The organism is Vibrio satsumensis (assembly GCF_050337435.1).
GTDB lineage: Bacteria > Pseudomonadota > Gammaproteobacteria > Enterobacterales > Vibrionaceae > Vibrio > Vibrio satsumensis.
Map to the genome: position 1 here is coordinate 187,569 of NZ_JAKJSX010000011.1, position 22,394 is coordinate 209,962.

A 22,394-nucleotide genomic window follows, 5' to 3' on the forward strand; every position below is an offset into this window, starting at 1 on the left:
TACACTAGATAGGAAATAAATAACGTTTGGTTGTTCGTAAGAAAAGGCAGACCATCAATAATAAGGATAAAGTACATGACGCAGACAACATCACCGTCTCCAGATGTGCAAGAAATGGTGGCACAATCAGATACTGGTGCGCGTAGCCCTCGTGGTATCCAAGGCCGTATTTTATGGTTTGTGCCTCTATGTTGGTCACTGTTCCAACTTTGGTATGCATCTCCGCTGCCGTTCATTTTTAACTTCGCAATTTTAAACGACACTGAAGCTCGAGCAATTCACCTTACGTTTGCTATTTTCCTAGCCTTTACCGCTTATCCAGCCATGAAGAATTCGCCTCGGGATCGTATCCCAGCAGTCGACTGGATATTGGCGCTAGTAGGTAGTTTTTCAGCTTCTTATATCTATATTTTCTACACTGAACTTGCCGGTCGTTCGGGCGCGCCAACAACATTCGATATTGTTGCAGCTGTATTTGGTATGATTCTACTGCTTGAAGCAACACGACGCGCTTTAGGTCCACCTCTTATGGTTGTGGCGGCAGTATTCCTACTTTACACCTTTGGCGGTCCACACATGCCAGACGTTATCGCCCATAAAGGTGCGAGCCTGAACAAGGCAATGTCGCACCTGTGGCTAACAACGGAAGGTGTATTCGGTGTAGCCCTTGGCGTATCAACGTCGTTTGTATTCTTGTTTGTACTGTTTGGTGCAATGCTAGAACGTGCTGGTGCTGGTGCTTACTTCATCAAGGTTGCATTCTCTCTGCTTGGTCACATGAAAGGTGGTCCAGCAAAAGCCGCTGTTGTGGCGTCTGGTTTATCTGGTCTGGTATCAGGTTCTTCGATTGCAAACGTGGTAACTACAGGTACCTTTACTATCCCGCTAATGAAGCGTGTTGGTTTCCCGGGTACAAAAGCTGGTGCGGTAGAAGTGGCAGCTTCAACCAATGGTCAGCTAACGCCACCTATCATGGGTGCTGCGGCATTCTTGATGGTTGAGTATGTGGGCATCTCGTATGTGGAAGTTATCAAGGCGGCGCTACTGCCAGCTCTGATCTCTTACATAGCTCTGATTTACATCGTTCACCTAGAAGCATGTAAAGCTGGCATGACCGGCTTACCTCGTCGTCACACACCAACTATCGTACAAAGCCTACTCTCTTTCACTGGCACTATCTTAGGCCTTTGTGTCATCAGTGCTGCGGTTTACTACGGTGTCGGTTGGACAAAAGATGTCTTTGGCGCTGCAGCAACACCAATCGTAACAGTGGCGCTATTAATCGCTTATGTTGCTCTGGTTCGCGTTTCAGCAAAATACGCCGCTGAAGGTGGCATGGAGATCGACGAGAACCTAACTGAAGTTCCAGATCCAGGCCCAACGATTAAGTCTGGCCTTCACTTCCTACTGCCTATCGTAGTGCTAGTTTGGTGCCTAACCGTTGAACGTTTCTCGCCAGGTCTATCTGCATTCTGGGCAACCGTATTCATGATCTTCATTTTGATCACTCAGCGTCCTTTGATGACTCTGATGAACAAATCAGACGATCTTGCAGAGCAAACTAAAGCTGGTTTCGTTGATCTAGCAGAGAGCTTGGTTTCAGGCGCACGTAACATGATTGGTATCGGTGTAGCGACAGCTGCTGCAGGTACGGTTGTTGGTGTGGTGACTCTAACGGGTATCGGCCTTGTAATGACTGATTTCGTTGAGTTCATCTCAGGCGGTAGCATCATTCTTATGTTGCTATTCACCGCAGTAATCAGCTTGATCCTAGGCATGGGCTTACCAACCACAGCAAACTACATCGTTGTATCAACGCTAATGGCTCCGGTAATTGTTACTCTGGGCGCTGCGCACGGTCTTATCATCCCACTGATTGCGGTGCACTTATTCGTGTTCTACTTCGGTATTCTTGCGGATGACACACCTCCGGTAGGTCTGGCAGCATTTGCCGCAGCAGCTATTGCGAAATCAGACCCGATTCGTACAGGTATTCAAGGTTTTACCTACGATATCCGGACCGCAATCTTACCATTCATGTTCATATTCAATACCCAACTACTATTGATGGGCATTGATTCTTGGTGGCACTTAGCGCTAACGATTTTCTCTTCGGTTACTGCGGTACTTATCTTTGCAGCAGCAACTCAAGGTTGGTGGTTCACTAAGAACAAGTGGTGGGAAACCATACTGCTTATCGTTCTGACTTTCTCTTTCTTCCGCCCAGGTTTCTGGTGGGACATGATTTATCCAGAGAAAGTTCTTTCGCCAGGAGTTGAGATCGCTCAAATCACAGAAAATTTATCTGTGGGACAATCACTTGAATTGAGAGTAGGTGGCGAAAACTTAGAAGGTAACTATTCTGAGAAGACAGTCCGCCTTCCATTTGAAGATTCTGCGACAACAAGTGAAGACCGCATTGCTTCAATGGGCCTAATGCTGACACAAGCTGACAACAAGATGATTGTTGATATGGTTGAGTTTGGTAGCCCTGCAGAAGCCGCTGGCATTGACTTTGATTGGGAAATTAAATCCGTTATCCAAGATGCAGATCGACCAATGAAAGAGTGGGTATTCTTACCTGCCCTACTGATTTTGATTGGTTTAGCGATGAACCAAAGAAGGCGTGCTCGTAAGGATGAGATTAGCGCGTAATGGATAGAGCCAAGTAGCGCTCTACTCTATTTGGCTTTTTTACTACATGGAAAAGATAATTACAGCGTTTGGTATGTGCTAAGCGCTGCTCAAAAAGAGACGAATACATGTATAGACAAATCCTTGTTCCCGTTGATCTTAACGACAAAGGCTTTTCTGATAAAGCAGTCGAGCTAGCGGTATGGCACGCGAAACACAGCAATGCTGAAATCCACATTCTGAACGTACTACCGGGCATTCACATGTCGATGGTGGCGTCTTACTTCCCGAAAGATGCGGCGAACCAAATGAAGCTTGATGTTAAAAATCAGCTGAAAGAGTTTGCCGACAAACACATCGACGATGAAGTGGTGTATAAGGTTCACGTAGCTGAAGGTAAAACTTACACGACGATTCTTGATTACGCAGAAAAGCTTGGCGCCGACCTTATTGTGATGCCTAGCCATAAGCGTTCGAAAATCGACAAAGTGGTTCTTGGTTCTGTTGCAAGCAAAGTGGTACAGAACTCACCAATCAATGTATTGGTAGTTAAGCCGCAAGGCTAAATCACTTAATCGACATAACGATCTAAAAAGGTTGGCCCAAAAGCCAACCTTTTTTGTTTTGAATTCTACTCGCTTAATACCAATCGTAAATCAACGCACTAAGTTTTGCGGATTACCTGCGACAAAGCCATCTATGTTATCGATTAAGATATCCGACAGCTTTTGAATTGAGCTATCACTGCCCCATGCAACATGAGGCGTTAGCAGTAAATTAGGTAAGTGACTGTTAGCCAAGAGTGGATTCAAATTGTCTGCAGGCTCTTGTGTGAATACATCCATACCTGCGCCTGCAATCTCATGTTTTTTCAAAGCCTCAACTAAGGCTTGCTCATCAACTAATCCACCGCGCCCTGCATTGATTAAGACTGCACTCGGTTTCATCATTGTTAGCTCTTGCTCCGAAATCAGATTGCGAGTCGCTTCAGTCAATGGACAATGTAGGCTGATCGCATCCGCTTGCTTTAAAACAGTTTCAAAAGGCAAATAGCCTTCTCGACAACAGTCAGCCCCTTTGCGCTCAGCAAAAATAACTTTCATACCAATTGCTTTGGCCAGAATCGCGGTCGCTTGCCCTAAACTTCCACTACCGATCAAACCTAATGTGCTGCCTGCAATATCTTGGATCGGATGTGTAAAGAAACAAAACTGCTTATCCTTTTGCCACTCTCCCGCTTCAATATCTTGATGATAGCCGACAAGGTTTCTCTTTAACGTAAACAACATTGCAATCACATGCTCAGGCACTGATTGAGTCGCGTAGCCCTGTACGTTAGCCACCGCGATATTGTTACCCTTGCAATAGTCGACATCGACATTGTTGACGCCAGTCGCTGACACAGCGATCAACTTGAGTTGTTGTGCTTGACCTAAATTATCAGCGTTAAGCACAACCTTATTGGTGATAACAACATCCGCTCTCGCAATACGCTCTGCAACTAGCTCTGGAGCAGTAAAATCATACTCCATCCACTGATGTTCAGAGCTAAGAGGTTTTAAATTGATTTGAGATGGGATGGTAGCCCGGTCAAGAAAGACCACTTTCAACTTCGGCATTGTACGTCCTTGAATTGGTATTGATGACACCATTCTAAGCTTTTAGCTTTCTGTAGTCTGGAAGCTCTGGCGCAATTTCAAAGTGCTGTTCAATTTGTGGTGACGCTTGAGGGTAAAATTCACAAGGAACAAAGGCTTTGAACAGTTGGTTGTTCTCCGGATGATAGAAGCTCAGTTCACACGCATGTAAAGCTAATCTATCGCTATACTCAAAAGCTTCAGGCGTTGCATAAAACTCGTCGCCAACAATGGGCGTCCCTATTTCCATACAATGCACACGCAACTGATGAGAGCGACCGGTAATCGGCAGTAACTTCAACAAAGTGGTTTGAGTCTCTTGTTGCTCTACCATATAACGAGTCTGTGATGGCTTGCCATCATCAAAACACACTTTCTGCCTAGGGCGATTCGGCCAATCACAGATGAGTGGCAGATCAATAAGCCCTTCTTTTTCTTCTACTACCCCCCACACTCGTGCGTAATAGAGCTTATGTGTCAGTCGATATTGGAACTGCTTCTTCAAATGCCGCTCAGCCTGCTTATGTTTAGCTAACAACATCAAGCCCGATGTCGACATATCCAAGCGATGCACGACCTGAATATCAGCAAACTCCTCAACCAACCGACTCCACATACTGTCGTAATGCTCTGGCAATCTTCCCGGCACTGAAAGTAGGCCTGCTGGCTTGTTCACCACAAGAATATCGTCATCTTGATAGACAATGTCGATCCACGATTCACGTGGTGGTGTGTACTGCTCTAACGCCATTGAAGCCTCTAAATTACTAGTGAGTAAATAATTTACGGTTAATTTGTTTATTATTAAATACAATTTTCAACATTTCCGTACATAAAAGTTGACGACTTTACAAAACATGGTATTGATAGGGTAACGGAAAATAAGAAGTCAGCATCAAAGGAAAAATGATGGAAAGTACGGTTAAAACAACCACCGAAAAAACACAAACCTCTGCTCCTCTATCAAGTTTAATCAAGTCTCTTGGCCCAGGCATTATGATGGCCGCAGCAGCTGTAGGTGGCTCACATTTAGTTGCCTCGACCAAAGCTGGTGCAATTTATGGCTGGCAGCTCGCCGCACTTATTATCCTGGTAAACATATTTAAATACCCATTCTTTAGAGCCGGTATCCAATATACTCTTGGCACAGGACAAAGCTTGGTTGAAGGTTACTCTAACCTTGGCAGACCTTACCTTGTAATCTTTTCGATATTGAGTGCCATTTCCGCCGTGGTAAATACTGCAGCACTACTGTTATTTAGTGCAAGCCTACTCAGTTACTTTATTCCTTTCGAATTGGCCACCAGCACATTGTGCATGATCGTTTTAGCGACCTGCTTGATCATTCTGTTTGCTGGCCATTATCGCGCGCTTGATACGCTGTCCAAAGCGATCATGGCGATCCTGACCATCACAACCTTAGCTGCAGTCGCCATTGCTATAGGCTCTCCAGTCGAACCTGATGCGGCTTTTGTTCCACCGTCGCCTTGGTCATTGGCTGCTATTGGCTTTATCGTGGTGACTATGGGTTGGATGCCTGCGCCTATCGAGATATCCAGCATCACCTCTATGTGGCTAAAGAGCCAAAAAGAGAAACAAGAAGTCACGGCTCAATCAGCGCTATTCGATTTCAATGTTGGCTACATTGGTACTGCACTACTTGCACTAGTGTTCGTTGCGTTAGGCGCTCTGGTACTTCACGGCTCGGGGGTTGAACTGTCTCGCTCTGGTGTTGGCTTTACTCACCAGTTAGTCGGTATTTATGCTTCTACGATTGGTGAATGGTCTCGTCCACTGATCGCGATCGTCGCTTTCTTCTGTATCTTTGGCAGCACCATTACCGTTATCGATGGCTACTCACGCGTACTTGCTGAATCACAGCGACTATTATTTAAAAAAGAGTCGAGCCCACGCATGCTACAAGGCTGGATCATCATTGTCTCTATCGCGGCCTTGGCGATTGTGATGTTCTTTAGTGCTGCGCTGATGCCAATGTTGGATTTTGCAATGGTACTTGCGTTTGCAACGACACCGTTCTTCGCTCTGCTTAACTTCATTTTGGTAAACAAAGCCAAGCTTCCTGAAGCTCTAGCGATTGGCACCAAACTAAAATGGTTGTCTGTAGCGGGTCTTGTTTACCTATTTGGTTTCCTAGCGGTATTTGTTTGGTGGAAGTGGTTGATGTAATTCCTCAGTCAATACACCTTTCAAACGCTAGATAACAATAAGGCCTTCGTAATGAAGGCCTTATTTCGTTGAAGCATTTCGCTAATTCAAACTAGTTGTGAGAAACCACAATCAAGCGTAATGAATCTAGCTGAACCTGAGCTTTGCTGATGTAACCTGTCAGTTCATTGATTTGAGCTTCGATAACCTCAAGCTCTTCATCACGAATATTCGGGTTCACAGCTTTAAGCGCTTGTAGACGCTCTAGTTCACCGTTCAAGTTAGTTTGCATATCTTTCTGAGCTTGCTGACGAACTTCTTCAACCTTCGGCAGTACATGCGTCTCACCCGCTTCGATTAGCTTGTGAATCTCGCCTTGTACCGAGTTCACTAGCTTGCTCGCTAAGTGACGGTTTACAGGGCTTAGCTGACGGTTAAAGCTATCAAATTCAACCTGAGCAGAGAGATCGTTACCACGGCCATCCATCATCAAACGAATTGGTGTCTTAGGCAGGAACTGGCTGATACCGCTGCGTTTCGGTGCTTGCGCATCGACAAGGTAAACCAACTCAAGCAGGATAGTACCCACTGGCAGCGCTTTGTTTTTCAACAATGATACCGCTGATGCACCCACACCTTCACTCAGTAGCAGATCAATACCGCCTTGAATCATTGGGTGCTCCCAGCTGATGAAGTTCATGTCTTCACGAGAAAGGGCTGTATCACGATCGAACGTGATGGTTGCGCCTTCGTATGGTAAGCCAGGGTAACTTGGTACCATCATGTGCTCAGATGGTGTCACGACTAGCGCATTTTCACCCTTGTCGTCTTGGTTCAAACCAATCGTGTCGAACAAGCTCAGTGCAAACGTTACTAGGTTAGTATCGCCATCAGTTGATGCAATCTTCTCTGCGATTTCGTGTGCTTTGTCGCCGCCGTTTGAGTGCATCTCTAATAGGCGATCGCGGCCTTTTTCTAGATCCGCTTTTAGGCTTTGATTTAGCTTGGCAGACTCTTCAATCACTTCATCAAGCTGCTCTGTATTACCAGAAGCCAGCATTTCGATAAGAACATCTGAGTACTTGTCGTAAACTGTGCGACCAGTTGGACATGTCTCTGCAAATGCATTTAGACCCTCATCAAACCAACGCGCAAGAATCGCCTGTGACGTGCCTTTTAAGTAAGGGACATGGATGTCGATGTCACGCAGCTGACCGATACGGTCCAAACGACCAATACGTTGTTCAAGCAAGTCTGGGTTGAACGGAAGATCGAACATTACTAGCTGGTTCGCGAACTGGAAGTTACGACCTTCAGAGCCGATTTCACTACAGATCAGAACCTGAGCACCGCCCTCTTCTTGAGCAAAGTAAGCCGCAGCTTTATCACGCTCTAGAATCGACATGCCTTCGTGGAATACCGTCGCACGCACACCTTCACGCTCACGCAGTGCTTGCTCTAATTGAAGCGCCGTACTTGCACGTGATGCGATCACTAGGATCTTTTCACTACGCTTATCTTGGATTTTTTCAATCAACCAGTTAACACGTGAATCGAACTGCCACCAGCTTGAGTCTTCACCTTCAAACTCTTGGAAGATCTCTTCTGGGTACAGCATCTTCATAGCACGAGCTTCGGGAGCCATCTTGCCACCGATCATGCCCGATACACGCATTGAGGTTGTGTACTGCGTTGGAATCTCCATCGGCAGTAGGTTTACATTACGCTTAGGGAAGCCTTTGATTGCAGCTCGCGTGTTTCTAAATAGAACACGGCCAGTACCATGGCGGTCCATAAGGTTATCAATTAATTCTTGGCGAGCTAACGCTTGCTCTTCTTCGCTACTATCACCTTCGATAACACGGAACAGCGGCTCTACATCTTGCTCAGAAAGCAGTTCAGTAATCTGATTCTTCGCACTGTTTTCAAGCTTCACACCAGAGAACAATGCAGTAACAGCATCAGCAACCGGTGCGTATTGGTCTTCTTCTTCAACGAATGCTTCGTAATCGTAGAAGCGGTCAGGATCAAGCAGACGCAGACGTGCAAAGTGACTCTCACGACCTAGTTGTTCAGGCGTTGCTGTTAGTAGTAGCACACCAGACGTATTTTCCGCTAAGCCTTCAACCACCTGGTATTCGCGGCTTGGTTTGTCTTGGCTCCACTCAAGGTGATGCGCTTCATCGACAACCAGCAAGTCCCACTCGCCTTCAAGTGCTTGCTCGTAGCGCTTACGGCTCTTACGTAGGAAATCCAAAGAACACAGAACGTACTGCTGGGTATCAAATGGGTTGTCCGATTCAGCAAACGCTTCAATACAACGCTCTTCATCGAAGATAGAGAAGTGCAGATTGAAACGACGCATCATCTCGACAAGCCATTGGTGCTGTAGAGTTTCAGGAACCACAATCAGAATTCGTTCAGCACGGCCAGACAACACCTGTTGGTGGATGATCATGCCCGCTTCGATGGTTTTACCTAGGCCAACTTCATCAGCCAGTAAAACGCGCGGAGCGTGACGACGGCCCACTTCATGAGCGATGTATAACTGGTGAGGGATCAAGCCAGCACGCATACCACACAAGCCGCGCATTGGGCTCTTGTGTTGTTGGTACTGGTTACTCAACGCGCGGTAACGCAACACGAAGTTATCCATACGGTCGATTTGACCTGCGTACAGTTTATCTTGTGGCTTGTTAAAGCGGATCTGGTTACTTAAGAAGATTTCACGCAGAGTGACTTCTGTTTCTTGGGTATCTTCGCGAGTACCTAAGTAGGTTAGCAGTCCTTTGTCTTCGATAACTTCTTCGACAGACAGAGACCAACCTTCTTGGCATTCGATGACATCGCCTACATTAAACGTTACTCGGGTTACGGGAGCATCAGTACGTGCATAAACACGGTTTTCTTCTGACGCTGCAAACATTAGTGTCACTGTGCGAGCATCCATTGCTACAACGGTACCTAAACCTAAATCGCTCTCCGTATCGCTTATCCAGCGTTGCCCCAAAGCAAATGTCATGAATCGACTACCTCAATCTTATAGTTGGAATTTGGTCTTTTTAACTGCAGTTTCAAACAAGAACGTTCTCGCTCCTGAACTAAAAATATAGCCAAAAATGCCTAGTTTGCAGCCACTTTTTAAGTGCGCTCTAGATAATAAATATCTCAAGAAAATGGTGCAGAAAAAGGTCGCTAATCTTACTCGATGCTGTGATTTAGGTCACGCCTAAAGGAGATGATTTCGTGCTTTTTTTCTGTTTTCGCCAGTGCAATCAAACTGTCAAAAATTCATGGTTAATCTATAGGTAGCAGATTGCTGCTCTCAAACGAATACGCCATATTCACTCATCACAATATGGCGCTGTTCCTCTAGATGAAGTTTAGGTGAGTAGTTGACTATCACCAGAATCAGATACTAATCTTTATATGAGCTTTATCTACGTTCAATCGATGCAAAGCAAGCCGTACTACGGCAAGGAGATGCTATGGGCGAGACCAACCGGAAGCTATTTGTTTTAGACACCAATATCCTACTTCACGAACCCTTCGCTATATTTTCTTTCCAAGAGCACGATGTCGTTATCCCCATGACAGTGCTAGAAGAACTCGACAGAATCAAAGACAGTAAAAGAGACGTTGCTCGAGATGCGAGAATTGCGATTCGAACACTCGAAGACCTGTTCAGGGAAGCCACACCAGATCAAATATCGGAAGGCATCCCTTTTTCTAAAGACATAAACGCATCTGGCAGTATTTCAATACTCGCTGATTACGAACTTCAAGAAAGCATCAAAGCCTTCGCCGATGACAAGGCAGGCGATAACCGAATCCTCAACGCCGTCCTCTATCTTCAAAATAAACGCGCGCCGCGCGAAGTGGTTCTTATTACCAAAGACATCAACATGCGTTTGCGAGCCAAAGGAGCCGGTGTCCGTTTTGTTGAGGACTATCAAACCGACCAACTGATTGATGATATCCAATATCTAACCAAAGGCTTCCAACAACTGGAAGGCGCATTTTGGGATTGTATCGATAATGTCGAGAGCAGAAGTTTAGGCGGAAAGACGCTGCACACCTTAGCAAAAGCGCCGTTCGAGCCCACTTTCCTCAATCAATATGTGATTGACGAGGAGAGTGACTTTGCGGCTCGAGTCGAAGAAATTGAGCCGGAAAGCATTACCCTGAGAGACCTCAGCCGCGAAAGACTGATGAATCGCAGGGCATGGGACATCACACCAAAGAACGTCTATCAAGGCATGGCGATTGATGCCTTACTTGATCCCGATATTGATTTGGTGATTTTAACTGGTGCTGCGGGGAGCGGGAAAACCTTGCTTGCCATGGCAGCCGCTCTTGAACAAACCATTGAGCGCAAACATTTCGATAAGATCATCGTAACCCGAAACACACCGGACATCGGTGAATCCATTGGTTTCCTTCCCGGAACCGAGGAAGAGAAAATGTTACCTTGGTTAGCTGCAGTGACCGATACACTCGAGGCGCTGCACAAGAATGATCACTGTACCGAAGGGTCGATGAAATACATCTGCGATAAAGCCAATATCCAGTTCAAATCCATCAACTTCATGCGTGGCCGCTCGATCCAGAATGCGTTTGTACTTCTGGATGAGTGTCAGAACCTCACCGCGTCTCAAATCAAAACCATCATCACCCGTTGTGGTGAAGGTACCAAGATCGTCTGTTCAGGAAACCTGGCTCAGATAGATTCTTCCTACTTAACCCCTGTGACGTCAGGCCTCACCTACATGGTCGAGCGTTTTAAAAACTTCGAAGGCAGTGCCAATATCCACCTTAATGGTGTGGTACGTAGCCGACTGGCAGAGTTTGCTGAAGAGAACATGTAGACAGTTATGTTTGTTCACTGAATCAGTAACCTAAAAACAAAAAAGCGCCTCACATTGGAGGCGCTTTCAATCTATTTTATGACGAGAGTTTTTGAAGCTAACTCGTGCTGCTGACCTAAATTACTCAGTACCACCAACCGTTAGAGAGTCTAGTTTCAATGTTGGCTGACCAACACCTACAGGTACGCTTTGACCAGCCTTACCACATACACCAACACCGCGGTCGATGCTTAGGTCGTTACCAACCATAGATACTTGCTGCATTGCCTCGATACCAGAACCTATTAGCGTTGCGCCCTTCACTGGATGAGTGATCTTACCGTTTTCAATCATGTACGCTTCAGAAGCTGAAAATACAAACTTACCTGAAGTAATATCAACCTGGCCGCCACCGAAGTTCGGTGCGTAGATACCTTTCTCAACCGTCGCGATGATCTCTTCCGGCGTGTGTTCGCCCGGTAGCATGTATGTATTCGTCATACGTGGCATTGGAAGGTGCGCGTATGACTCACGACGACCATTACCTGTCGGTGCTACACCCATTAGACGAGCGTTCAACTTATCTTGCATGTAACCCTTTAGGATTCCGTTTTCGATTAGCGTATTGTACTGACCGTTAACACCTTCATCATCGACGTTCAATGAACCGCGTAGATCCGTTAATGTGCCGTCATCGACAATCGTACATAGGCTTGAAGTTACTTGCTCACCAACTTTGCCAGAGAATACTGACGACTCTTTACGGTTGAAATCACCTTCTAAACCATGGCCTACCGCTTCATGCAGCAAAACGCCCGGCCAGCCAGAACCAAGAACCACAGGCATTGCACCAGCAGGCGCAGCCACCGCTTCAAGGTTAACTAATGCTTGGCGAATCGCTTCATCCGCAAACTGATAAGCTACTTGAGTGCCTTTGTCATCACTTAAGAAGAAGTCATAACCAAAACGGCCACCACCACCAGCGCTACCACGCTCACGACGATCACCCTTCTGTGCCAGTACGCTAATAGATAGACGAACCAGCGGACGAATATCGCCAGCGTAAGTCCCATCAGTCGCAGCAACCAACATCTGCTCATGCACACCACTTAGGCTCACCGATACTTCCGTCACCATAGGTTCTTTAGTGCGAATGTAAGCATCTAATGATTTGAGTAATTCTGTTTTCTGCTGTTTTTCCCAGCTCGCTAGCGGGTTAACTGCATCATAGTAAGCTTGATTAGAGTTGCGTTTGAACGCTTGAACCTTGCCGTTTTGACCTTGTTTAGCGATACCGCGAGCCGCAATTGCGCTCTGCTTAAGACCATCCAATTGAATTTGGTCAGAGTAAGCAAAACCGGTCTTTTCGCCAGATACGGCACGAACGCCAACACCGCAATCGATATTGAAAGAGCCGTCTTTAATAATGCTGTCTTCTAGCACCAAAGATTCGTGCCAGCTTGACTGAAAGTAGATATCAGCATAATCAATTTGGCGGGTAGCAATGCTCGCCAATGTATCTGCGATATTTTGCTCCGTAAGCCCTGTCGGGTTCAGTAGCGCTTCTTCAATTTGATTAATGCTCATAGATGGCTCTTGTTTGTAATTAAAATTGATTGGTGAATCGAGAGTGTTGCGTGATTGGCATATTTTGCCTAATTGACTCGCAACTGGATATGTCGATCTCAACCACCATACTTTTAGGGTCTTGGTCTAACTGTGCGACTACTCGTCCCCAGGGATCAACCACCATAGAGTGTCCCCATGTCTCTCTTTGGCAAGGGTGCTTACCACCTTGCCCCACCGCGACAATCCACGATTGTGTTTCAATGGCGCGGCATCTTAACAGTGCTTCCCAGTGCGCTTGACCGGTTACAGCGGTGAACGCTGCAGGTACAACCATGATTTGTGCACCTTGCTTACGTAACTCTGAATACAAGTGAGGAAAGCGCACATCATAACAAATACTCAAACCTAAGCGACCAAAAGGCGTTTCCGTTGTCACAACTCGGTCACCTGGTGTGAAAATATCCGACTCTCGATAACACTTATGCGCATCGGCGACATCCACATCAAACATATGCAGCTTATCGTAATGAGCGACTAAACCACCAAAATCATCAATCACCAAGGTTGTAGTAGTCACACCTTTAGCTGTGCTTATCGGCATACTACCAATAACGATCCAAATTCGGTGAAGCTTTGCTAGCTCAGAAATTTTCTTTTGCAAAGGTCCATCATTTAAAGGCTCAGCATAGTGGTGATAGTCAGCTTTACTGCCAAAAACTAATGCGTTTTCAGGGCAAACGACCCACTTAGCGCCTAGCTCTTTGCACTTAACTATCTCTTGAGCGAGATAATCGAGATTGCTTTCAGGATCAGGGCCTGAAGTCATTTGAATCAATCCAACACAATCCATGTGTACCGCTTCTCCATTTATTATGATTCAGAATTTTAATTTTAGTCGTATATTAACCCACTAGTGTCTAACAACTATTCAGCCAATTTTCGGAGTTTCTCTGGAAGCTGGAATTCACCAGAGCTACGAGAAAGCTCACTCACCGTTGGTGAATCCAGAGGGCCTTTCACCGAATAGTTAACCTGAGTAAAGACCTCAACAACCGGTGAAATAACCGTGGTTACCGCCAATACGTACAGCGCCGTTTGAGGAGTTACCGCAAAGGCCGTTAATACTGGAATACCTGAGGTAATATCTGGGGTAAAGTTCACCTCAGCATCAACCTGTCGTGTGTTGAGGTTAGCGATACCTTTGATCTTCATTTCACCAGCCACCGCATCCATATTGAGGTCGTTAGTCAGGAAGATACCATTTTGAATCTCACCCGTTCCTGTGATGCTGTTGAATGCCATGCCTTTATCAAACACATCTGAGAAATCGAGCTGCATCTTACGGATGATCGAATCTAGGCTAAACAGACCAAGCAAGCGAGCCGCACCGCTCACATCCGAGATAATACCTTTACCAAACTTGGTTTTAACGTTGCCATCAAGGGTGTCCATTTTGATCCCCCAAGGCGAACCATCCCAGTTCAGTTGACCTTCTAGCGCGAATGGCGCTTTTTGAATCCCAGAAGTAATGCCGAAGCGCTCCATTAACTCACTGTTGTTTTCACCCTCAACGTCAACGGCTAGCGATGAATGACTCTTATCACCTTGCAATTCCCACCAGCCGCTAACATCTGCTTTGTTACCACCGCTTCGAACCTGAATCTTGTTCCACTCAATACGATCTGCGTTCCTAGTCATTTCAACATCGACCTTGCCAACCTTATAGCCTTGCAGCCAAAAATCGTTCAGGGTCAGCTTCAGGTTCGGCATCACATCGTGGATCTTCCTATCTAACTCAGAGATCAATGGCGCTTCTTGTGCTTTACGTTGCAGCAGTTGTTCTTGATTTTTCTTGTCGCTCCATTCAGGAACGAACAGATGTAGACGATCCAGTGAAACGGTCAAATCGTAAGGTGGCAGGTAATTAATATCCCCTTCGAGCTCTTGGCTAGAGACTTCCATTTGCCACGCTTGCTTGTTCTTGCGGGCGCTAAAATCGACATCATTCCAAGATATCCCCCCCAAGATCAGCTCATTACTCTCAAAGGTAATACGGCTTGGTGCTGGAATGGTTGGCGTGTTCATTTGGCTAAGCACAGCATTAGATGGCTGCACTGGTTCCATTACAACCGATAACCAATCATCAGCATTGAATTTGTCAGTACGAATCAACGCATGATGACCTACAACAGGACTAATTTTGTAGCCACCACGGCCCAGAACTAAATTAGTCGCCGTTAACTCAGGAACGTCACCTGTAATATCAATCTCAGCTTGGTACTTAGTGTTCGGCAATTGCAGACGCGCGGTAATCGCTTCTTGATTGCCCGATGCTTGTAGCCTTGCCGCCCCACTTTCTAGTGATTTTTTCGCCAGTGGATACGGGTAATCGCTCGCCAGATATTTAAGATCAGACTGTAAATCAAGTTGGTAAGTAAATCCGATATCATTAAGTTGGATATCAATCTGGCTCTGCCATTGCGCATGGCCTGACAAGCGACTTAACCACTGCTCACCAATGTAAGGTTCTAGAGGCTTAACATCCCAATCACCTAACACATCGATATCAACAGCATAGCCAGGGCCATCATTCTGACCTTTAAAGTCGAGTGATATACCTTGCTTAAGTAAATCAGCGGCGAGGCCATTTGCCGTCACTACATCATTATCAAACTCGATACGGCCCGTGGTGTTCTCAAGCACCATTGGCGGCGCTTCAATCTCAACATGGTTGCCACTAAGGTCAGCATAACCCCATGCTCTTGCTTCTTTTTCAGAATCAAACGGGATATTGAGCTGGAACTCGGAAGAGACATCACCACTCACTTGAAGTGCGGTTAACGCTGCGCCCACTGAGTCAACCAGTGGCGAAGCCGTCATATAATCACGCACCGCATTGCCAGACGCCGTTGCCTTCGCTTCAATCTCAATATGGCCGCCTTCCCCTAGATAAGGAATACGTCCAGTGATCCGGTCGGCTGTCACATCCATCAGCTGTGCTGAGCGAGAATCTAGATGCATTGCATCATTTTCAAATAACAGATCAAGCTGAAGGTCAGTAATCAGTGGCCACGCGGTGTCGAAACTGAATTTAGCGTCTTCTAATCCGACCCAAACTTGGAAAATACCATCATGGTTGGTGTATGGATATTGAGATAAATCACCATGCCACAACAGTTTTACGGTATCCGCTTTACCCGCTTGAATCGCAGTAGAAAGGTAGTCTGTCAGATCTTGCCCAAGAGCCAGCGTAGGTAAATAACGCCATGTTTCACCGACATTGTAAGCGTCCGCTTCACCGTAGAAAGATAAGAATGGGCTCGCATCCTTTGGGAAGTCCAAACGGAATGCGCCTAGTACTTGTAAATCTGGCGTTGCTGCCGTGATTTTATCCGACCACAGTTTCCAGCCACTCTCATCTTGTTGCCAAACAATATCAACCTGACCCTGTTTGATATTCAGAGGCGCTTGAAAAACATCGCCATAAGGAAACACATCGTCAATAACGTGAAGGCTGGCTTTCGCTTCCGAAGCCGAACCAAACACACTACCTGATACTTGACTAAAGCCGGGGACTAACTCCCACTGCTCAATCGCCAGCTCAGAAAAACTGGCAGAGTAACGCAGGCTCTCAATGTCTGCCCCCATAGATACGCGAATATCAGAGACAGAACCACCCGGCGCCAATACGTTGATCATTTTGGTTGATTGTTCAGAGTCAGGCAGCAGCTTAATCAACGGCGTAATTGTCTCAATGTTTAATTCAGAGACATTGAGCTCCCAGGGACCTTGGTTCCACTTGAACGCAATGTCGAGTTCAGGCCAAGGTGTGTCGTCTGTTCTAAGGTTTAGTGAGTGGCCATTTACTTGCCAACCATCATCAATGGGAGACAACTTAAAGATACCTGACTCAAGCATCAGGTCATGCTTGCCATCTTCGTTCCAAGTCAATTCTGAAGGCAGAACTTCAACATAAGCGCTCACAGGTTTGCTATTACGCAGTGTTAGCCAGCTATTCAAGCTCACAGTGCCCGTCTCAATACCGGATTCCGCCTGCATATAACGAGTTAACCAAGGCTTAACCGAAATGCTGTCCGCACTGACATAAAACTCGCCCGTCATATCCGTTAACGAGCCGCCATCAACAAAGTTAGCGCTCACTGACAAAGAGTTTAGATTGGCATCTTTGATACTCACCACGCCTTCCGCAAGGTGATGCTTACCAGAGTTTTGCCATTTCAGAGTTTCGATATCAAGCTGACGTTCTTCGTCAGAAATAGTTCGATATAAAAGAGAGGAATCTTTAGCGGTCACATCCACCAAAGTTTTCAGAAGCAAATTATCGAGCTCTTGTATCACTCGCTTGGAAGATCCAGGATCTTTAGGTTCGTCTTTGCCATTTTGTCCGGCAAACAGATCAATAGAGCGGATATCAAGATACATTTGATTCATGACTAGATCTGCCACAACCGGGCGCATCTGCACGAGCGATTGAATCAAGTCAAACTCGACTTCAACACGCTCAACAGAGAAGGTCACATCTTCTGCCTTGGGGAGGCTAGCTTTAACGCCTTGCAGAGCAATAGAAGGGTGAGTGTTACGCCAAAAACCGCCCACGTCTTGAATAGAAAACTCAAAACCGGAATGTTGGTTTACCCAAAGCTCAATTTCAGATTGATACTTATTTAAATTAGGTAAGGCTACACGCAGTGTAGTTACGGCAATGGCTAGTGTTACCAAGAGAGTAACCACTAACCATAAACATGCACGTAGAATCAGAGTAACGCTTGAGCTCACAAAATTTCCATTACATCATAACAACATCAAACTGCTCTTGTATGTACAGAGGCTCAGCCTGAATTTTAACTTGCTTACCAATAAACACTTCAAGCTCGGCAAGCGCATGAGATTCATCGCCCTCTAACGCCTCAGCCACGGCAGCTGCCGCATAGACCACAAATTTATCGGCGTCGTACGCACGATTCACTCGCGTGATCTCTCGAAGAATTTCATAACAAACGGTTTCAACTGTCTTCACACTGCCGCGACCTTCACAAGCAGGACAGCTAGAACACAGGATATGCTCAATACTTTCACGAGTACGTTTACGAGTCATCTCAACCAAACCAAGCTGCGTGAAGCCATTAATATTGGTTTTTACACGGTCTTTGTCGAGCGCAGCCTCTAAAGAAGTTAGTACTCGCTTACGATGTTCCTCAGACAACATATCAATAAAGTCGATAATGATGATGCCACCTAGGTTACGCAAACGTAGCTGGCGAGCAATCGCCTGAGTTGCTTCTACGTTGGTGTTGAAAATCGTCTCTTCTAAATTACGGCGACCAACAAACGCGCCAGTGTTGATATCAACCGTGGTCATCGCTTCAGTTTGGTCGATAATCAGATATCCACCAGACTTTAATTCAACTTTACGATCCAATGAACGCTGAATTTCGTTCTCGGTATCGTACATATCAAAAATTGGCTTATCACCTTCATACAGCTCAAGCTTGTCTGTCAGTTCAGGCACGTATTCAGAGGTAAACTCTTTTAAGTTTTCATATTCTAGACGAGAATCGACCTGAATCTTGCTCAGTTCAGTACCGACGAAGTCACGTAAGATACGTTGGCTTAAGCAAAGCTCACCATACAAGCGAGTACGCGCTTTGTGTTTTCCACGACGCTCTAATACTTTTAGCCACAGTCGCTTCAAGAAGGCGGCATCTTGTGCCAACTCATTTGAGTCTGCACCTTCTGCTGCGGTACGGATGATGAAGCCACCGTGTTCGTCACAGTAACGAGACACAACTTTTTTAAGACGGTTGCGTTCAGACTCACTGTCGATACGTTGAGATACACCAACATGACTTGCGCCCGGCATAAATACCAGATAACGAGACGGTAGAGTGATATCAGTGGTTAAGCGGGCACCTTTAGTACCAAGAGGGTCTTTGACCACTTGCACCACAATGTCTTGCCCTTGGCGAACAAGTTCTGAAATGTCACGAACTTGAAACTGCTTCTTTTCATTTTCAGCAACACATTCAGTGTGTGGAACAATATCAGAGGCGTGTAAAAAAGCTGCTTTCTCAAGGCCTATATCCACAAAAGCCGCCTGCATTCCCGGAAGAACACGGCTTACACGTCCTTTATAGATATTTCCTACGATACCGCGTCGAGCATCTCGTTCGACATGGATCTCTTGAAGAGCCCCCCCTTCAATCATGGCCACACGAGTTTCACTCGGGGTCACGTTCAGCAACAATTCAGCACTCATGGTGCACCTCAGATTAGTAATTATAGGAATTCTTGCAGTAGCTGATCCGTTTCAAATAAAGGTAAGCCGACAACGGCATAATAACTACCTTCGATTCGGGTAACGAAGCGTCCGCCCAAACCTTGGATCCCATAGCTACCGGCTTTATCGCATGGCTCCCCTGTTTGCCAGTATTGTTCTATTTCTTTTTCACTGAGGGGTTTAAACCATACGTCGGTAATAATGATTTCTGTTCTTTGTTTTTCTTCTGAAACCACAGAAACCGCTGTCATCACTTGGTGACGTTCATTCGCTAACTGAGTAAGCATACGCTTAGAGTCAGCAAAATCGCTGGGCTTCTCAAGCACTTGCCCTTGGCTAACGACGACTGTGTCAGAACCAAGAACGACTATATCAGAGCCATTATCTACAGTATCAGAACTAGGAACGACATGCTGCCTTTCAGAAGGGTTATCTTTCAATAAAGACAATGCCGCTAAGGCTTTATCTAAAGATAGTCGCTTAACATACTCTTCGGCGGTTTCTTGAGCGTGTTTACACTCTTCAACATCGGTTACAAGGACAGAGAACTCATAACCGAGTTGCGATAGTAATTCTTTGCGGCGTGGTGAACCGGATGCCAAAACTAAATGTTTCTTTTGCATTGTCACGCTACCTCACATGCCAATGGCGACGCACGCGTCTCATTAATAAAAACATCCAAGGCCAAAGTATACAGTTTATCAATGCGCTCCATAGCGATAATGGGTTGAAAACGACATCTTGGATCAAATATTCACCAAAGAAGATCAATACCTCAAACAACACCGTTAACGCAGCAATGATCATCGCTTGCTGCCATAGCGCCATGTTACGAATAACGAGGAAGTTCATCGCAATAATGTACATCACTATTGCCATCATCATACCTCGAATACCCAGAGTAGAACCGATCAAAAGGTCCCACAATAAGCCTAGAATCAAAGCACTACCTACGTTAACACGATGTGGCAGAGCCAAAACCCAGTAACACGTAACCAGCAGCAACCAAGATGGTCTAAATAGATCTAAGCTACCAGGCCAAGGGATCGTTTGCAGAATAAGGGCTACTAAAAATGAGCAGCCAATTACGACCTTGCTTCTCAAAACGCTATTGGCCATCTTCACCCTCTAACAATGCTTGTTCTATGCTGGATTGATCCGCTTGCATCTGTTTATTTTCATCAGGCCATACAAGCAACAAGTATCTGAGCTTATCGAACTCAACCACAGGCTCTGCTTTGATAACGGCGAACTCTCGTTTTGGATCGTAATCAACGGCAGTAACATAGGCGACTGGATAACCTTCTGGATAGACTCCACCAAGACCCGATGTCACCAACAGATCTTCTTCCTGTATATCGGTACTGGTTGGAATGTGCTCTAGCTGGATTTCATCAATCATGCCATTGCCAGAAGCAATCACACGGATATCATTACGGATAACCTGGACGGGAATCGCATTGTTTGCATCCGTTAGCAGTAAGACACGGCTATTATGAGCAGCAACAAAAGTCACTTGGCCAACAATGCCTTTCTCGTTGATCACCGGCTGACCTTCATACACTCCATCAATCTGACCTTTGTCGATCACGACTTGATGACGATATGGTGAAGTGTCTACCGCCATAACTTCTGTAACGACTTTCTTCTCATCACGGATAAACGGAGATCCTAACAGCTTACGAAGGCGCTTGTTTTCTTCTTGATATTGCTCAAGCAAAATCAGCTCGCTCTTCAGTCGCAAGACTTCTCGTTTAATATTATGGTTTGATTCGATTAGCCCTTTACGAGTGCTAAAACGGTCGTATACACCGTCAAACATCGTACGAGGAAGGTTAGCTGCATATTGAATTGGGGCAACCATGCTGTTTAATAGATAGCGAACATTTGAGAAAGCATCTAAACGACTATCAGCCAGCATAAGGCTGGCTGATAAAATTACAGCAAAAAACAGGCGCAATTGTAGAGAGGGACCTCTACCAAAAATTGGCTTCATTCTATATTTGGTCCTAGAGCTACATTTGATCCTATAGACAAGGTCCTAGGCTCTTTACATAAAACTAGGTAAGAAAAGAGCCTAACACTAGATACTATTCTTCGCTGAACAGATCGCCGCCGTGCATGTCGATCATCTCTAGAGCTTTACCACCACCTAGAGCAACACACGTTAATGGCTCTTCTGCAACAACAACAGGGATACCTGTTTCTTCAGTTAGCAGACGATCAAGGTCTTTAAGCAGTGCACCACCACCTGTTAGTACCATACCATTTTCTGAGATATCAGAAGCCAGCTCTGGTGGACACTGTTCTAGCGCAACCATGACTGCAGATACGATGCCAGATAGAGGCTCTTGAAGTGCTTCAAGGATTTCGTTTGAATTTAGGCTAAAGCTACGAGGTACACCTTCAGCAAGGTTACGACCACGCACTTCGATCTCTTCTACTTCATCGCCAGGGTAAGCTGAACCGATTTCGTGTTTGATCTTCTCTGCTGTCGCTTCACCGATCAAGCTGCCGTAGTTACGACGAACGTAGTTGATGATCGCTTCATCAAAACGGTCACCGCCGATACGAACAGAAGACGAATAAACCACACCATTTAGCGAGATAACCGCAACTTCAGTAGTACCACCACCGATATCAACAACCATTGAACCTGTTGGTTCAGAGACACGTAGGCCAGCACCGATCGCTGCAGCCATTGGTTCATCGATTAAGTAAACTTCACGAGCACCAGCACCTAGTGCTGATTCACGGATAGCACGACGCTCTACTTGCGTAGAACCACAAGGAACACAAACCAAAACGCGAGGGCTTGGTTTAAGCACACTGTTGTCATGCACTTGTTTAATGAAGTGCTGGAGCATTTTTTCCGTTACGTAAAAGTCGGCAATTACACCGTCTTTCATTGGACGGATCGCTGAGATGTTACCAGGCGTACGACCAAGCATTTGCTTAGCAGCGTGGCCAACAGCAGCGACACTCTTTGCAGAACCCGCACGATCTTGGCGAATAGCTACAACTGAAGGCTCATCAAGAACAATGCCTTGGCCTTTTACATAAATAAGGGTATTGGCTGTACCTAAATCAATCGATAGGTCGTTTGAAAACATGCCACGAAGTTTTTTAAACATATTCTTCGCTCATCCTGCAAGAATTAGAAGACAAAAATTGCACTAAATGTACCAATGCCTTGCTGTTACGGCAAGGCATTGAAGTACAAACATGGACTGAAACCCGCAA

Annotated in this window: 15 protein-coding genes; 4 read left to right on the forward strand and 11 right to left on the reverse strand. The window is 45.8% G+C overall.

Annotated elements, in window-relative coordinates:
• The first annotated feature begins 75 nt into the window (after positions 1-75).
• Together L4C44_RS15765 and L4C44_RS15770 are read left to right on the forward strand one after the other, a co-directional pair.
• Positions 76-2,655 (forward strand): TRAP transporter permease, encoded by a 2,580-nt coding sequence (locus L4C44_RS15765; protein ID WP_428805344.1) that lies wholly within the window; start codon positions 76-78, stop codon positions 2,653-2,655.
• A 107-nt stretch (positions 2,656-2,762) separates the two neighbouring features.
• Positions 2,763-3,200 carry a universal stress protein gene (locus tag L4C44_RS15770; RefSeq protein ID WP_010434405.1) on the forward strand — a complete coding sequence of 146 codons (438 nt, stop codon included), beginning with the start codon at positions 2,763-2,765 and terminating at the stop codon, positions 3,198-3,200.
• Positions 3,201-3,290: 90 nt separating this feature from the next.
• Here L4C44_RS15770 and L4C44_RS15775 read toward each other — a convergent pair whose 3' ends face one another.
• The gene (locus tag L4C44_RS15775; RefSeq protein WP_428805345.1) at positions 3,291-4,253 is read right to left on the reverse strand and encodes a D-2-hydroxyacid dehydrogenase; all 963 of its coding nucleotides are present in this window, start codon (positions 4,251-4,253) and stop codon (positions 3,291-3,293) included.
• 34 nt (positions 4,254-4,287) lie between these two features.
• Positions 4,288-5,022, reverse strand: a complete 735-nt coding sequence (locus L4C44_RS15780) for a pseudouridine synthase (protein ID WP_428805346.1) — start codon at positions 5,020-5,022, stop codon at positions 4,288-4,290.
• A gap of 158 nt (positions 5,023-5,180) precedes the next feature.
• On the opposite strand from L4C44_RS15780, the gene L4C44_RS15785 reads away from it, so the two are divergent.
• Positions 5,181-6,458, forward strand: coding sequence for an NRAMP family divalent metal transporter (locus L4C44_RS15785; RefSeq protein WP_102530529.1), 1,278 nt, complete (start codon positions 5,181-5,183; stop codon positions 6,456-6,458).
• 91 nt (positions 6,459-6,549) lie between these two features.
• On the opposite strand, the gene rapA is transcribed toward L4C44_RS15785, so the two are convergent.
• Positions 6,550-9,459 (reverse strand): RNA polymerase-associated protein RapA, encoded by a 2,910-nt coding sequence (gene rapA / locus L4C44_RS15790; RefSeq protein WP_048657968.1) that lies wholly within the window; start codon positions 9,457-9,459, stop codon positions 6,550-6,552.
• A gap of 466 nt (positions 9,460-9,925) precedes the next feature.
• Between rapA and L4C44_RS15795 the strand changes: the two genes are divergently transcribed.
• A complete protein-coding gene (locus L4C44_RS15795; protein ID WP_327784252.1) occupies positions 9,926-11,305 on the forward strand; it encodes a PhoH family protein in 1,380 nt (459 codons plus the stop codon).
• Between the two features lie 120 nt (positions 11,306-11,425).
• Here L4C44_RS15795 and tldD read toward each other — a convergent pair whose 3' ends face one another.
• From tldD to L4C44_RS15835, 8 genes are all read right to left on the reverse strand, one after another.
• The gene (gene tldD, locus L4C44_RS15800; protein ID WP_017061366.1) at positions 11,426-12,871 is read right to left on the reverse strand and encodes a metalloprotease TldD; all 1,446 of its coding nucleotides are present in this window, start codon (positions 12,869-12,871) and stop codon (positions 11,426-11,428) included.
• A 19-nt stretch (positions 12,872-12,890) separates the two neighbouring features.
• The gene (locus L4C44_RS15805) at positions 12,891-13,703 is read right to left on the reverse strand and encodes a carbon-nitrogen hydrolase family protein (protein WP_146490473.1); all 813 of its coding nucleotides are present in this window, start codon (positions 13,701-13,703) and stop codon (positions 12,891-12,893) included.
• Positions 13,704-13,777: 74 nt separating this feature from the next.
• Positions 13,778-17,650 (reverse strand): YhdP family protein, encoded by a 3,873-nt coding sequence (locus tag L4C44_RS15810; protein WP_428805347.1) that lies wholly within the window; start codon positions 17,648-17,650, stop codon positions 13,778-13,780.
• A gap of 10 nt (positions 17,651-17,660) precedes the next feature.
• Positions 17,661-19,130 carry a ribonuclease G gene (rng, locus tag L4C44_RS15815; protein ID WP_017061363.1) on the reverse strand — a complete coding sequence of 490 codons (1,470 nt, stop codon included), beginning with the start codon at positions 19,128-19,130 and terminating at the stop codon, positions 17,661-17,663.
• A 20-nt stretch (positions 19,131-19,150) separates the two neighbouring features.
• Positions 19,151-19,774 (reverse strand): Maf family protein, encoded by a 624-nt coding sequence (locus L4C44_RS15820; RefSeq protein WP_428805348.1) that lies wholly within the window; start codon positions 19,772-19,774, stop codon positions 19,151-19,153.
• 7 nt (positions 19,775-19,781) lie between these two features.
• The gene (gene mreD / locus L4C44_RS15825; RefSeq protein WP_004735926.1) at positions 19,782-20,270 is read right to left on the reverse strand and encodes a rod shape-determining protein MreD; all 489 of its coding nucleotides are present in this window, start codon (positions 20,268-20,270) and stop codon (positions 19,782-19,784) included.
• Complete coding sequence (mreC, locus tag L4C44_RS15830) at positions 20,260-21,147, reverse strand: rod shape-determining protein MreC (RefSeq protein ID WP_004735927.1); 888 nt, start codon at positions 21,145-21,147, stop codon at positions 20,260-20,262. The genes mreD and mreC overlap by 11 nt, the downstream gene beginning before the upstream one ends.
• A 94-nt stretch (positions 21,148-21,241) precedes the next feature.
• Positions 21,242-22,285: a rod shape-determining protein gene (locus tag L4C44_RS15835; RefSeq protein ID WP_017062957.1), complete on the reverse strand. Its 1,044-nt coding sequence runs from the start codon at positions 22,283-22,285 to the stop codon at positions 21,242-21,244.
• Between the last annotated feature and the right edge of the window lie 109 nt (positions 22,286-22,394).

What these genes read in the sequence shown, in the direction of transcription:
- L4C44_RS15765 (WP_428805344.1), top strand. Translation starts at nt 76, where the DNA reads ATGACGCAGACAACATCACCGTCTCCAGATGTGCAAGAAATGGTGGCA.
- L4C44_RS15770 (WP_010434405.1), top strand. Translation starts at nt 2,763, where the DNA reads ATGTATAGACAAATCCTTGTTCCCGTTGATCTTAACGACAAAGGCTTT.
- L4C44_RS15775 (WP_428805345.1), bottom strand. Translation starts at nt 4,253, where the DNA reads ATGCCGAAGTTGAAAGTGGTCTTTCTTGACCGGGCTACCATCCCATCT.
- L4C44_RS15780 (WP_428805346.1), bottom strand. Translation starts at nt 5,022, where the DNA reads ATGGCGTTAGAGCAGTACACACCACCACGTGAATCGTGGATCGACATT.
- L4C44_RS15785 (WP_102530529.1), top strand. Translation starts at nt 5,181, where the DNA reads ATGGAAAGTACGGTTAAAACAACCACCGAAAAAACACAAACCTCTGCT.
- rapA (WP_048657968.1), bottom strand. Translation starts at nt 9,459, where the DNA reads ATGACATTTGCTTTGGGGCAACGCTGGATAAGCGATACGGAGAGCGAT.
- L4C44_RS15795 (WP_327784252.1), top strand. Translation starts at nt 9,926, where the DNA reads ATGGGCGAGACCAACCGGAAGCTATTTGTTTTAGACACCAATATCCTA.
- tldD (WP_017061366.1), bottom strand. Translation starts at nt 12,871, where the DNA reads ATGAGCATTAATCAAATTGAAGAAGCGCTACTGAACCCGACAGGGCTT.
- L4C44_RS15805 (WP_146490473.1), bottom strand. Translation starts at nt 13,703, where the DNA reads ATGGATTGTGTTGGATTGATTCAAATGACTTCAGGCCCTGATCCTGAA.
- rng (WP_017061363.1), bottom strand. Translation starts at nt 19,130, where the DNA reads ATGAGTGCTGAATTGTTGCTGAACGTGACCCCGAGTGAAACTCGTGTG.
- L4C44_RS15820 (WP_428805348.1), bottom strand. Translation starts at nt 19,774, where the DNA reads ATGCAAAAGAAACATTTAGTTTTGGCATCCGGTTCACCACGCCGCAAA.
- mreD (WP_004735926.1), bottom strand. Translation starts at nt 20,270, where the DNA reads ATGGCCAATAGCGTTTTGAGAAGCAAGGTCGTAATTGGCTGCTCATTT.
- mreC (WP_004735927.1), bottom strand. Translation starts at nt 21,147, where the DNA reads ATGAAGCCAATTTTTGGTAGAGGTCCCTCTCTACAATTGCGCCTGTTT.
- L4C44_RS15835 (WP_017062957.1), bottom strand. Translation starts at nt 22,285, where the DNA reads ATGTTTAAAAAACTTCGTGGCATGTTTTCAAACGACCTATCGATTGAT.